This window comes from Gimesia alba (genome assembly GCF_007744675.1).
Taxonomy (GTDB): Bacteria; Planctomycetota; Planctomycetia; order Planctomycetales; family Planctomycetaceae; genus Gimesia; species Gimesia alba.
Map to the genome: position 1 here is coordinate 5,858,100 of NZ_CP036269.1, position 13,108 is coordinate 5,871,207.

8 protein-coding genes are annotated in these 13,108 nt (G+C 51.1%); 5 read left to right on the forward strand and 3 right to left on the reverse strand.

Annotated features, from left to right (window positions below; genetic code table 11):
• Nucleotides 1-43: 43 nt before the first annotated feature.
• The 4 genes from Pan241w_RS21675 (at nt 44) to Pan241w_RS21690 (ending at nt 5,413) form a co-directional block, all read left to right on the forward strand.
• A complete protein-coding gene (locus Pan241w_RS21675) occupies nt 44-940 on the forward strand; it encodes a DUF58 domain-containing protein (RefSeq protein ID WP_145219862.1) in 897 nt (298 codons plus the stop codon).
• A 527-nt stretch (nt 941-1,467) separates the two neighbouring features.
• Complete coding sequence (locus Pan241w_RS21680; protein ID WP_145219864.1) at nt 1,468-2,373, forward strand: ABC transporter ATP-binding protein; 906 nt, start codon at nt 1,468-1,470, stop codon at nt 2,371-2,373.
• 101 nt (nt 2,374-2,474) lie between these two features.
• On the forward strand, nt 2,475-4,088 hold the full coding sequence (locus Pan241w_RS21685; RefSeq protein WP_145219865.1) for an ABC transporter permease: 1,614 nt from the start codon (nt 2,475-2,477) through the stop codon (nt 4,086-4,088).
• Nucleotides 4,085-5,413: a hypothetical protein gene (locus tag Pan241w_RS21690; protein ID WP_145219867.1), complete on the forward strand. Its 1,329-nt coding sequence runs from the start codon at nt 4,085-4,087 to the stop codon at nt 5,411-5,413. Before Pan241w_RS21685 ends, Pan241w_RS21690 begins: the two co-directional genes overlap by 4 nt.
• An 83-nt stretch (nt 5,414-5,496) precedes the next feature.
• On the opposite strand, the gene Pan241w_RS21695 is transcribed toward Pan241w_RS21690, so the two are convergent.
• The 3 genes from Pan241w_RS21695 to Pan241w_RS21705 all read right to left on the reverse strand — a co-directional run bounded on the left by Pan241w_RS21695 (nt 5,497) and on the right by Pan241w_RS21705 (nt 10,689).
• A complete protein-coding gene (locus Pan241w_RS21695) occupies nt 5,497-7,152 on the reverse strand; it encodes a LamG domain-containing protein (protein WP_145219869.1) in 1,656 nt (551 codons plus the stop codon).
• Between the two features lie 124 nt (nt 7,153-7,276).
• A complete protein-coding gene (locus Pan241w_RS21700; protein ID WP_145219872.1) occupies nt 7,277-9,232 on the reverse strand; it encodes a DUF1549 and DUF1553 domain-containing protein in 1,956 nt (651 codons plus the stop codon).
• A complete protein-coding gene (locus Pan241w_RS21705; protein ID WP_145219874.1) occupies nt 9,229-10,689 on the reverse strand; it encodes a DUF1501 domain-containing protein in 1,461 nt (486 codons plus the stop codon). Before Pan241w_RS21705 ends, Pan241w_RS21700 begins: the two co-directional genes overlap by 4 nt.
• A gap of 632 nt (nt 10,690-11,321) precedes the next feature.
• Between Pan241w_RS21705 and Pan241w_RS21710 the strand changes: the two genes are divergently transcribed.
• Entirely contained in the window at nt 11,322-13,091 is a 1,770-nt protein-coding gene (locus Pan241w_RS21710; RefSeq protein ID WP_198000075.1) for a DUF3300 domain-containing protein, read from the forward strand.
• Nucleotides 13,092-13,108 lie beyond the last annotated feature (17 nt).

Sequence of the window (13,108 nt, forward strand, 5' to 3'; positions counted from 1 at the left end):
CCTGTTATAGTGGGCTCCGCATGAGGAGAGGAGATCATGACCAATGGCCAATGTGGAACAATATCTCAAACCTGAAGTAATACAGACAGTTGCGCGCCTCGACTTAAGGGCAAAATTCATTGTCGAAGGCTTTCTGAGCGGCCTGCACGCCAGTCCCTACCACGGGTTTAGCGTCGAATTCAGTGAACACCGCCGTTATTCGCAGGGAGATGACCCACGGGACATCGACTGGCAGGTCTATGCGAAAACCGACCGGTTTTATATCAAAAAGTATCAGGCGGAAACCAATCTGACCGGATACCTGGTTCTCGATTTATCAGAGAGTATGGCTTATACCTTTCGCCAGAAACTGACCAAATTCGATTATGGAATCTGTCTGGCGGCCTCACTCGCCTATATGATGATTCATCAACAGGACCCTGTCGGATTGATTACATTCGGTGACAGGATCAAAAATTTTCTCCCGGCCCGCAGTAAAAGAGGCCAACTGGGAAATATCCTGGCGATGCTGGCAAATTCACAGCCCAGCGGTGTGACAGAATTCTCACAGAATATTCAGCAGATTGCTTCGATGTCCAGACATCGCAGCCTGTTTATGATCTTCTCCGACTTATTGACCGATCAGAAAAGTGTGCTGGACAGCCTGCAGCGATTGCGCTATGCAGGCCATGACGTCATCCTGTTTCATATCCTGGATGAAGCAGAAGTCTATTTCCCCTTTGAAGGCATGGTCGACCTGAAAGAGCCCGAACTGGGAGACTCGATGGTTCTGGACGCGGAAGGCATGAAAGCAGACTACCTGGAAGCTGTGAAGGAAATGAGGGAAACCTATCAGGAAAAATTACAGGCAATGGGCGTTGATTATGTTCCCCTCGATACCAGCATGCCGTTCGACAAAGCTTTGATTGAATATCTATCCCAAAGAAAAGCCCGCTTCTAGAGCGCATCACATTTTACCATAGCGTGCCTCAATCTAATATACTTGGTCCAAATAGCCTTGGAGACGCTACAGTAAAACTGGACACAGTCTAACTATCCGAATGATCACAAATCGTTGTCATTTGTTTCTAACACATTTGCGAGCTCAGGTTAAGTTATACTGATTTCACACTGTATACAGGTTTTAGGGACAGCGTTCTTGAAATCTTAACGCACTATGCAGCTCTATTAGCTTGCAAGAGCCGTCTGCCGATTTTAGAGTGTTAATCACTTTGGATCATTGTACTTTGAATGGATTCCTGAGTTTCGGGCCCCTGTAATGGATGTTGGCCAGTCATTGATCTGCTGCATTCTCTGTTTTTTGATTTCCTGAGCCGGAAGTTGAAATTTTTACCAACAGAGCTCTGTCACACATCGTAATAAACCCGCAGATATTCTAGCGTTAGTTTAGTTGGTTCTTTTTTAGGACTAAGAAACTGTTCTTATTACTGGTCATAATCTAACTAACAGTGGAGCGAAGAACCGCCAATGGACAACGAGTCAGTCATTCAGGTGAGCAACCTGACGAAGATCTATCGTGATTTCTGGGGCCGCAAAAAAGTTCGGGCCCTCAACTCATTAAGCCTCGAAGTGAAAAAAGGGGAGATCTTTGGTCTTCTGGGTCCCAACGGTTCTGGAAAAACCACAACTCTGAAACTGCTGCTGGGGCTCTTGTTTCCTTCCGAAGGGGAAATTAACGTCCTCGGGCAACCGGCAACCAATGTGGAAAAGAACGAACGCATCGGCTATCTGCCTGAAGAATCCTATCTGTATCGTTTTTTGAATGCGGAAGAAACACTTGATTTCTACGGACGGCTCTTCAAAATGTCTGCCAAAGAACGTCGCGAACGATCTGCCGAGCTGATTGAAAAAGTCGGCCTGGGTCACGCCAAGCGACGTCAGCTCAAAGAATATTCAAAAGGGATGACCCGCCGTATCGGCCTGGCACAGGCACTCATCAATAACCCTGATCTCGTCATGCTCGACGAACCGACCAGTGGTCTTGACCCGCTCGGTACGGATGACATGAAACGCATGATTCTGGAACTGAAGGAACAGGGCAAAACCGTTTTAATGTGTAGCCACCTCCTGGCAGACGTGCAGGATGTTTGCGACCGGATCGCCATTCTGTACGGTGGAGAATTGAAAGTCATGGGACGCGTGGATGACCTGTTGAAAGAACAGGAAGAAACACAAATCCTCACCTCACGCCTGAGCGAGGAAGCCATCAAGGAAATTGAGCAGGTCGTTGCCAAACACAATGGGAAAGTCGATTCGGTCGACCATCCCACCGCGACACTCGAATCACTGTTCCTTAAAACAGTACAGGAAAGTAAAGCACGTCCTGGGCAACGATTCGTTCCCGAATCGGAAGAGAAAAAAGCGGCAGAGTAAGCAACATTATTCTTTATATTCAAGATCATTGACTCTGGCACTGGCTGACTGAAGTCAGAGCATCATTTCCGATGAGATGTTATTCACAGAAGTAAATCATTATGTCCTTTGATCCTATTCCTTATGACCTGCTTGATGCCCTTAAACATTTTCTCAAAGTGTTTGGGAGCTCAATGCTCATCGCTCTTTTTGTCTGTTTAATTGTGGGTGTGATTACTCGCGGATCAAAAGGGTTTGTCGATGTTTTTCGAGGAGTCCTGGACTTTTTCGTCCAGATCGTACACATCTCCTGCCGCCGCATCTGGTCGCTCACCACGTTGACAATCCGTGAATCCTTACGGCAGAAAATTCTGTTTGTCTTTATTATTTTCGCCGTCCTGTTCATGTTCGCGGGCTGGTTTCTTGCTGGTACGGCCGATCGCCCCGATCTACAGGTCCAGTCCTATATCGACTTCGTATTAAAGGCCATCAGCTGGCTTGTGATTCCCATTATGCTACTGCTGGCCTGCTGGTCTCTGCCCGAAGATATTCGTCTTAGAACCATTCATACGGTCGTCACAAAACCCGTTTACCGCATTGAAATCGTCATTGGTAGAATGCTGGGATTCACCTTGCTGGGCACCGCCATTCTGGTTGTGATGGGAGGCATTGGATACATCTGGATCACACGGCAGGTTCCCGAATCGGCCCGAGAAAGTCTGGTCTCCAAAGTTCCCGTGTATGGTGATATCTCCTTCACGAACCGTGAGGGTGCCCCGACCGAATTCGGGATCAATGTGGGTGACATCTGGATGTACCGCAGTTATATCGAAGGTGCCACCAAAGCCAGTGCCATCTACAAATTCAAAAACATCGACGAAAGTGATGCCATCGACGATGAACTGAATCTCCAATCCTCGTTCGAAGCATTTCGAACCCATAAAGGGAATATGGAAAAAGGGGGAATCCTCTATCAGTTCACATTCGTGAATCCGGACACGGGGATGCGTGTCGATACTGCCCCACTGATTAACAAGGAATATTCCGATAACAGACTAAAAATCAACCGTAAAATTCTTCAGAAAAGTAATGAAGGTAAAGAGGCCGTCGAAGTCGACATCTTTGATGATCTGGTTGATAAAGACGGCAATTTGACCGTTGAAGTTCGGTGTCTGGAAGCCGGCCAGTTACTGGGTATGGCCCGCCCCGACCTTTTCATTCGGACACCAGACCGCGCCTTCCTGGTAGGATATTCCAAGGCGGTACTCGGGATCTGGTTGCCGATGGTACTTGTGATCATGCTCGGCGTGACGATCAGCTGTTTCGTCAAAGGCCCCGTTGCCATTCTCACGACATTGACCATCGTCATGGTCGGATTTATGTCCAAAGAATACATGAACGAAATTTTGAGTGGTCAAATGGAAGCCTCAGGCGCCATCGAAGCCTGGTATCGCTTAATAACTCACATGAATTCTCAAACAGAACTCCCTCGTGGTCCCGTAAGAGGAATAATCGAGTTCGTTGACGGCGGTATTATTAACTTCCTCTGGCTCTGCCAGCAGGTGATCCCCAACTTTGGAATTTTCTCAAACATGCGGGAATATGTGATCAAAGGGTTTGATGTTTCCTGGAGTGCAGCACTGCTGCCCGGTATCGTTACTTCCGCCGCTTATGTTCTTCCTTGCTTACTTATTTCATTTTATAGCTTGAAACTTCGCGAATTGGAGGCGAAATGAACAAACTCACTTCCAAACATCGTAAGCTCGCTTATGTCATTGCCATTATCATTCTGCTGATCCCTGTGATCTGGCTGGGGATGCCTTCTACAGGTGAAGAAGGCTCCGGCGGCGAACTTGCAAAATTACGTGTCAAACATGAGTTGGGGGAAAGTACTCTCGGCGATGTGGACCCGTCCAGCGCGTCAATGAATTTCGTCCTGCTGGGACTTCGAGGGATTGCCACAAACATGCTCTGGTTGGATGCCAAAGAGTATCAGGAAAAGAAAGAATGGGCCAAGCTGCGTTCCACCGTCGATTCGATCATTCTCCTGCAACCCCACTATATGAAAGTCTGGGACTTCCAGGGCTGGAACCTCGCTTATAATGTTTCCGCAGAATGGGACGCCGTCGAAGACCGCTATTTCTGGGTCAAAGAAGGCATCAAATTCCTGAATGAAGGCGTCACACGCAACGAGCGATTTCCCGAACTCGACTGGAAGGTCGGAAACCTGCATGGTCAAAAAGTCGGACGCTCCGATGAATGGAGACTCTTCCGAAAATTCTACAAAGTCGATCCTGATGCAGAACGCTTTGAAGGCGGTCCCGATCCCGAAATCAATCCCGAACGGCTGGATAACTACCAGGTCGCAAAAGAACATTTTCTGATCGCAAACGAAAAAGAACTGAAGCACAAACAGCATCTACAAATGAGAATGCTGTTCCGTGCTTCGCCCTGGCACGCCCAGTTCGATTACGCCAACGCCATGCAGCGCGAAGGGAAATTCGGTAAACAACGGACCGACGCCTGGGCAAAAGGCTTTGAAGACTGGACCACCATTTTCGGCCGGGAAGAATTCATTACCCCCAAAGGCCCGATTGTGCTGGAATGGACTGAAGACGACATTAAGGACCTCGCTGCTCGAGACGAGAACATCACTGAAGCGGATGTCCGGCATTGGACCAACCGCTATCAGGACACCTCCAATTATCGCTTCTGGCGAACGCGTGCCCTTTCTGAATCGGAACAGGATACCATTGATGCCCACAAGGCAATCTTTGATGGTGAGCAGGCCTTCCGCGAAGCCAAGTTTGACGAAGCCAAAGATCAGCTTGAGAAAGGCATGGTATTGTACGCAAAGGTCTTAAACAAATACCCCAGCCTGATGACCGAAGATCTGGCCATCGAAGAAGGGCTGAAAGCTGTGATCCTCTGGCGCTATATCCATGAGCTCAAAGGGTTGCCAATGCCGGAAAGTTTCCCGTTGAAACCACTCTGGCTCAAAGAACAAGGCCGTGTGCCACAACTGCAAAACGACCTGCGTCGAGATCTGGGAGTTCAGTAACACTCTCATCTCGGGAGAAACGAAAAGAGCCATCCGAAAATTTGGATGGCTCTTTTTTTATCACCAGTTCAGATCGATGCCCTTTAATCGGTATTCTGCAAATAGTCTTTCCGAACCTCATCCGCAGTCAAAGCCCGCCGATAGAGTTTCACATCTTTCATATTTCCATTGAAATAATCGTGTGCCCCAAATCCAATCTGCAACGGTTTGTCATTCGTGAGATCGTATTCGGCTGGATCAAATGCTGAGGAGGTCGCCACCAGCGCGCCATCAACATACAGCTTGAGACGACCTTTTTCTTTGACCGCCACAATCTGACGCCACCCCGGTTTGAGTGCGGTATCGTAAGTCGCACTTTTGCCGGCTTCGATGGAATGCACGCGTCCTGCCGGCAATGTTCCGGCAAACAACCGCCCCTGATAAACGGCCATCGACCAGACACGACGGTAACGCACGTCCGGCGTCATGTCGAGCCGACCGGTATTCTTCCAGTCGACGCCGCCATCATAGCGGTAGACTTCTGCCAGAGGCAGCGAGCCAGCATACATCTTGCCGTTATACACAGCCAGTGGCATACTCTCTTTCTCTTCCCCCAGCCGCCCCGCCAGCGTCCATTGATTCTTTCCCGCGTAGCGATAGACTTCGGCGTGCGGCCACTCACTCACATACAGATCTCCTGCATAAACTGTAAAGCCATAGGTTTGCGTTGACTCTCCCACCTTCCCGGCGGGCGACCACTGCTTGCCGTCATACCGAAACACAGCACCAGCATCATAGCTGGTAGCATACAGGTCGCCATTATAGACGGCCATCGATTCCACACGCTTCCCCTCCGGCACGCCGCACGAAGTCCACTTTGTGCCTCCGTCGTAGCGAAAAAACGCAGCCGGCGCATACATCGAAGAGGCATACAGTTTTCCCTGATAAACCACCATCCCGTTGATCGCTTCCACACCCGGCAACTGACCGCAGTGCACCCACTTTCCGTCTCCTTCATATCGGTAAACATTGCCGCCAAAATGCGGGTTGTCTGATTCAGACAGTGAAGAACCTTTCAAACGATACTTACCCGTCCCCGCATAGAGTTGCCCGTTATAGACCGCCAGTGAATTTACGGCGTTACATAAATCCGGCGCCCCGCAATCAATCCACTTCTTCCCGCCGGCAAACCGGAACACACGACCGGCAGCCTTCTCTCCCGGAACACAGGTGCCGGCAAAGAGTTGCCCGTCATAAACGGCCATACTGTAAACGAGAACGGCTTCTCCCAATTGACCATGATCCGTCCAGTTGGCATCAATTTTCCCATTGTCGATTCCAAACTGAAGATGACGATCATTCGATTGGCTGCTGGTCACGCCGGCATGATTCTTAATGCTCAACTGAAACCCGCGGCGTGTGTTCGCATCATACTTACTCAGCACGCTACCAATCACATCATCCAGATCGGCACTCGTATTCACCGTCATCATGATTGAGAACTCGCCGGTCCCCAACTGCAGCGACTTTGAATCGGGAACTTCAATGAATGCCTTTCGCCCGTCAAATTGCGCTGGCTGACCGGGCTTGAGTATCACGCCTCGATTGACGCCTTGATTTTGGAAACGGCTCTGATCGCGAGCATCACCCTGCAATCGCCAGTCGCCAATCAACGCTTCCTCTTCTGCCCTGGCATCAGACGCAGGAAACACCATTGCCCAACACACAGCCGACAACAGCAGGTACATCATTTTTCTCATGGGAATTATCTTTCTCTAAAAATGAATGACTAACGCTGTATCGACCTTAACATTCCTTAGGGTTCCTTACAAATTAAACTGGCAAAAAATCGCTCATTTCTGAAATGTGGACGGGGAGCGGATTTTAATCTATATAGAGAAATTCACTGGTATTCAGAATCGCCAGGCAGAGATCTGTTAAAGCGGCGCCTGCGTAGGGAGCTTTGATCTCTGCATCGGTAATGGGGAGCAACAATTTTTGAGTGGGCCGTTTCTCAGCGGAAAGCATCGCGCGTTGCGATTTTAGAAAAGCGATCAGTTCTGCCTGTTCTGCTTGAGAGGGAACACGTCCTAACGCACGACGGATGAGTGATGTCACCTGCCGATCTTCATCAGAACCGACCTGATCCCAGATAAAACCGGCCAACTCTCGTGCAGACTTGATCGAGCTTTCTGAATTCAACATCAGCAATGACTGCGGCGCCGTCGTCGAGTTGCCGCGTCGAGCACAACTGGTGTTCGCATCGGGACGATCAAAGACATCAAACTGAGGGTAGCGCAAATTGCGCCGCGCGAAGACATAGATACTGCGTCGATAATGATCGTCTTGGTTCGGGCTCGTCTTCCATTGTCCCTTCAACAACGTCGCCTGTAACTCACGCGGCAAGGGAGGCATCACGCCTCGGCCGCCGGTTTTGCAGGAAAGCGTTCCGCTAATCGCCAACATCGCATCCCGAATCACTTCGGCATCCAGACGCTGACGTGGAAATCGCGAGAGTAACGTGGCTTCTGGATCGACCTTTAATGACTGCTCCCAGTCTTTGTTCTTCTGCAATGATCTCAACTTGGGTCTGCTGGCTTGACGATAGACGCTGGAAGTCAGAATCAAACGATGCAGCGATTTTATTTTCCAATCGGATGCAATCAGTTCTGCTGCCAGCCAGTCCATCAATTCCGGATGGGAAGGCGATTCGCCCATCGTGCCAAAATCACTGGGCGACGTGGACAGACCACGACCAAAATGATGCTGCCAGATCCGGTTTACAATCACGCGCGACGTCAATGGATGCTCGTCCTGTGTAAGCCAGCGGGCAAACGCCAGCCGCTGCTGTTTCGCATCGTTGGATTCAACATTCAAATCGTTCAGATTCGCAACCCGTAAAAATGCCGGCTGAACTTGGGGACCCGGCTGACGCCAGTCCCCTCGAATCATCACATGGCTCGGCTGACCCGACGTTCCCGTCGAAGCCAGCATCAATACCGATTGATTCCGCACCGGTTTCACCGCCGGTTCAAAAAAAGCACGCATACGATAAAAATCAATCGTGCTGATGGGATCATACTTGTGATCGTGACATTGGGCACATCCCATCTGCAGTGCCATAAAGACCGAGCCGACCGTCGATGTCATCTCATTCAATAAGGTGTGTCTGCGTTCTTCCTGTGAATTGATATCAGGCATATCAGGACCGGAAAGACAAAAGGCCGTCGCGATTTTCGCATCCGGGTTCTGCGGTGCAATCACATCGCCCGCCAGTTGCCAGCGGACAAACTGATCATAGGGCATATCAGCATTCAACGCCTTAATCACCCAGTCGCGGTACTTCCACGCATGCGGCCGGATCTTGTCATGTTCATAACCGTCTGTCTCTGCAAAGCGCGCCAGATCCAGCCAGTGTTGTGCCCAGCGTTCGCCATAATGCTCTGAGGCCAGCAAGCGATCTACCAGCTTCTCGTAGGCATCTTTTGACTGATCCGCCAGAAACCGATCGACGTCTTCCGGCATCGGAGGCAGACCGATCACATCAAAATATAAACGCCGGATGAGTGTTGTCCGATCAGCGTCATGCGCCGGCTGCAACTTTTCGGCTTCCAGTCTGGCCAGAATAAATCGATCGATGGGAGTCCGCGACCATTCCTGTTTTTTGACAGCTGGCAGACCAGGTCTTTGAATCGGCTGAAACGACCAGTGTTCGCGGTCCGCTTTGGTAATCGGCGACTCTTTCAACTTAAACCGTTCATGCGCGGAACCACTGTCCGTAAAAAACAACAGACAGCAGGTTACCAGGAACAACCACTGAATTCGGAATACTTGCTTCATGTCAGTAGTCCTTTCACCACTTCGACCTCCGCGGGTCCCGTCAGCCTTTCATCCAGACCGTTATGGAAGTAGGTCAGGGTTTCATGATCCAGGCCCATCAGGTGCAACAATGTCGCATGAAACTGATTCACATGGACCTTCTGCTCCACCGCACGCAGGCCAATCGCATCGGTGGCTCCATAAGCGCGGCCGCCAGTGATCCCGGCACCAGCCAACCAGCCGCAATACCCCCATGGGTTATGATCGCGGCCTTTGCCCTGCTCGCTCATCGGCATCCGACCAAACTCGCCACACCAGACCACCAGGGTGTCTTCCAGCAAGCCGCGTCGATTGAGATCTTTCAGCAACGCCGCCACCGGCTGATCTGTCTTACGACAATATGTTGTATGATTGCGGGTCACATCACTGTGCGCATCCCAGCCGACGGTGTCGCCGGAATAGAGTTGCACAAACCGCACCCCCCGTTCAATCATGCGTCGCGCCAGCAAACACCGTTCACCAAAGTCACGCGTCTTTGGATCATCCAGGCCATACATCGCATGCGTCTCTTTTGTCTCCTGGGTCAGGTCAACCAGTTCAGGCGCCGCCGTCTGCATCCGAAATGCCAACTCGTAAGCAGAGATGCGCGCCGACAATTCATCATCCCGATCTCGATTTTCATAATGCCGCCGGTTCATCGATTGAATCAGATCCAACGTCGCACGTTGCTGCCGCGAAGAAATTGAGGCGGGCGGTTTCAAATTCAAAATCGGCGTCTTTCCCGGGCGCATTGTTGTTCCCTGAAACGTCGCAGGCAGATAACCGCTTCCCCAAGCAGGCGGGCCTCCTTTGATTCCGCCGCCCGGATCTGGCATGACCACAAACGCGGGCATGTCGGCATTCTCCGAACCAAGTCCATAAGCGACCCAGCTCCCCACACTCGGATGCCCCATCAAAATGCTGCCGGTATTCATCTGGTATACCGACTGGGGATGATTCACACTATCGCCGTGCAATGAGCGCACGACACATAAATCATCCACCAGCGCGCCCGTATGCGGTAGAAAATCACTGACTTCCAAACCCGATTCCCCACGCCGTCGAAACGGTTTGATCGGCGCCAGTAATGGATTCTTCGCGACCTTGCGTCGCGTCATCACTTCACCGAAACTGTCGGGCAAAGGCTGTCCCGAATATTTCACCAGGTCCGGCTTGGGGTCCCATAGATCAACGTGGCTTGGGCCGCCATGCATAAACAGCCAGATCAATCGCTTGGCACGTGGTTGAAAATCAGGCGCCTTCGGCTTGAGAGAACCGGAACCAGAAGCAGCATAAGAGACACGATCGGTTTTCAACAAAGACTCCAATGCCATCAACCCGATTCCGCCACCAGCGGTTCTCAACAACTCCCGCCGATTCAATAATCCGGGTGTCGTAAACGTGCCAGACTGATCCGCGCGCGATTGTTTGAACGTCATACCAGAGGCTCCCTGATGGTACTGAGATTTCTGTTCATACTATATCAGGGAACAGGCGACAACTCGACTGGATTCATCGACTTTTTTGATTTGTCGCCAATTTCGTTCGTGGTCTGAATTCGACGGAATGCGATTGAGCGATGCAGCAGTGTTGATGTTCAGATTGATCCACGAAAAACAGGAGAGTACTAACTCAAACAGGGGCCCGCGATACGTTCTTCTTTGATGATACTAATCCAACACGCGCCCCCCGGTTTCGTTTCGAAAATTTTTTCGATTAAATTCAAAGCGATTCCTCATTTCTCAAATATTTTCTCTGGTTTCTGAAACCCGCTTCCACAGCCTTGAGTATTCAAGACGCGGGACAAACAACATGGTTTTGAGAGGAGCCATGTGATGTTTCTTTTTCGCAACATGTTGTCTTTGATCATCGTTTTACAGGTATTGGAAAGCCAACAGTGAGAGAGTTCATGGAAATCTTCATTTTTCTAAAATCCATTTCCGACTACTCCCGAAAACTAAGCTATATCAATACTGACCAGGCGCAACCAAAGGTCGCAAAGCATCAGAGAAGGCAGGATGTGAATCAAGAAACAATTATTCACAACACCAGAAAAGAGATGGGGAAACGAATGACATCAGCAACAAAGAGTTACTTTAAAGGATTGTTAGCCATCACAGCCGGAGTCTGTTTCATGATTCAACCCAACATCGTCAGCGCACAGCAACCCGGCGCCATCTTGCAACAGAAAACATTATCACCACGGGCGATCGAAAGCCTCGTCACCGGTATCGCCTTCTATCCGGATGACCTCGTCGAAACCATTCTGCAGGCATCTCAACACCCACTGGCGATCCGACAGGCCACCCGACAGAACGGAGTCCAAATCGGCGGCGGTCGCTTCGCACAACGCATTCAACAATTCAAAAACGTAAGCGATCCGAACGTAGAGAAACTGAAACAGTACCCGGAAATCCTGGCACAACTGGGCGATAACATCGCCACAACAACTTTGCTGGGACGTGCCTATAAGACACAACCCGATGATGTCTGGCGGGCAATCGATAAACTGCGGGCGGAAGTCGATGCAGCTCTGGAACAACCACCGGAACAATTCGTCGATGCCAGCGGTGCGCCCTTAACGGGTCAGGCGGCCTACGTGGCAGCCGCCGGTTATGTCGCCGGTCGCTATTTCGTACCTGCGACTGTTTCTGAACTGTATGCCGCTTACGCTTATCCTAATCAGACAACCACGACCGCAACCTATCATGGTGAAAACGTCAGCGGCTCCGCGACACAAACTTCAACCACAGGCCCCTATGGTCATGCGACCGCATCTACGGGCAGCAGTTCCACGACCTACACCGGCCCGAACGGCAACACCGTTACCGGCGCCACGCAAGGGGGAAGTGTCGTCTATCAGAATGGCGCGACGACCGTTGGTGCGGGTGCTGCCACAACCACCGTCACGGGTCCTCAAGGAAATTCCGCGACCGCCACAGGAACCGGCATTGCCGGCAAAACAACGGTCGGCAGCACCACCTACTTCGGTGCAGCAGGCGGGGGAACGGTAAACACATCGAATGGACTGTCCGCGACTGGAGCCGGTCAGGTCACTGGTTCGGTCACACAAACACAAACCGGAGCCAACTACAATACCCAGGCCAGCGGTTCTGTCGCCACCAACACCGGCGTGAACGCGTATGGAAGCCGTAACACAAACGGCAGCGTCAATCAGAACGCGGACGGTTCAGTCAGCGGCGTTCGTTCGTCGTCCACTTCGGTTCAAGGCACAAATGGATACGCCAACGTGCAACATAACAGTTCGGGCACCGCAACCGGCAATGGAAACGGCACCTACAACGGTTCCACCAACATCGATTCCAGCAAAGGATCGGCTTCGGTCAACACTACCGCAGCCAACGGTCAGGTCAGTTCCACTGTCACCACAGACAATGGTACCAAAACCGGCACACTGGGAGACGGACAGGTCGGCCAGGGTTCATCCTCTGCCAGCAACCGTCAATCGAGCAGCAGCCAGCAGGCTGCCCGCTCTTCTAACAGTCGCAGCAGCCAGAGTGCCTCATCCCGATCCAGTCGGCGTTCCTCTTCTGCAAACTCTCGATATAGTAAATCGTCGAGCCAGCAGATTGCATCCGGCTTAAAGAGCATGCAGAAAAACTGGGGACAGCTCAGCCAGCAGATCAATCGTTCATCTCAGGCTGCGGCTTCAAGAAACGGACGATCGTCTTACTCATCACAACGTCCCAGCTCCAGCTATGGTTCCAGTTACTCAAACCGTAGTTCTGGTTACTCGCGAGGCAGCTCGTCTTACTCACGTGGCAGCAGCAGTCGCGGATCATCAGGCCGCTCTCGCGGAGGTCGTGGCGGACGTAGATAAGTTTTGCTCTCAATCAA